Origin of the sequence: Streptococcus tangpeifui (assembly GCF_011038795.1) — a bacterium.
Lineage (GTDB): Bacteria > Bacillota > Bacilli > Lactobacillales > Streptococcaceae > Streptococcus > Streptococcus tangpeifui.
In genome coordinates this window covers 1-559 of record NZ_JAAKDU010000021.1, presented here as the reverse complement: position 1 = coordinate 559, position 559 = coordinate 1, and the positions used below count along the sequence as shown (strand labels likewise).

Sequence of the window (559 nt, the reverse complement as noted above, 5' to 3'; positions counted from 1 at the left end):
GCACCGCCTGAGTATTGCGCAGCGGACAGAGCGTATTATTGTGATGGATCAAGGAAAGATTGTAGAGACCGGTAGCCATAAGGAACTGTTGGCGAATAAAGGCTTCTATTACACACTGTTTAACTAAGGGAGGACGTTATCATGAATCCAAAATTACTCGAAAGTGCGGAATTTTACCGCCGCCGCTACCATAATTTTGCGACAGTGCTGATTGTGCCCTTGGTTATCTTGATTGTTTTCATCGTTGTCTTCCTTTGTTTTGCTAAAAAGGAAGTCACGGTCATCTCTCAAGGTGAGGTGGCCCCGACTGAGGTTTTAGCCATTATCCAGTCTGGCAGTGATGCTTCTATTGCTCAAAACAAATTGGATGACAACACCAAGGTGAAAAAAGGGGATCTTTTGGTGCGATATAACGAGGAGACAACTCCTGCACAAAAGAATTCGCAAAAAGAAGCCATAAAGGAACGCAATAAGCGTCTGGACAAAATAGAAGAGAAGAAAGAAAAGAAGACCAAGAAAAAAAACAAAAAGCTCTCTAAAAAGGCCAGAAAAAAAGCTG

2 pseudogenes are annotated in these 559 nt (G+C 42.4%); both read left to right on the top strand.

The features are described 5' to 3' along the window. A pseudogene (locus G7Y32_RS10285) lies at positions 1 to 127 on the top strand (ATP-binding cassette domain-containing protein); the annotation flags it as partial. A 14-nt stretch (positions 128 to 141) separates the two neighbouring features. Then, positions 142 to 559, top strand: a pseudogene (locus G7Y32_RS10280) (HlyD family efflux transporter periplasmic adaptor subunit); the annotation flags it as partial.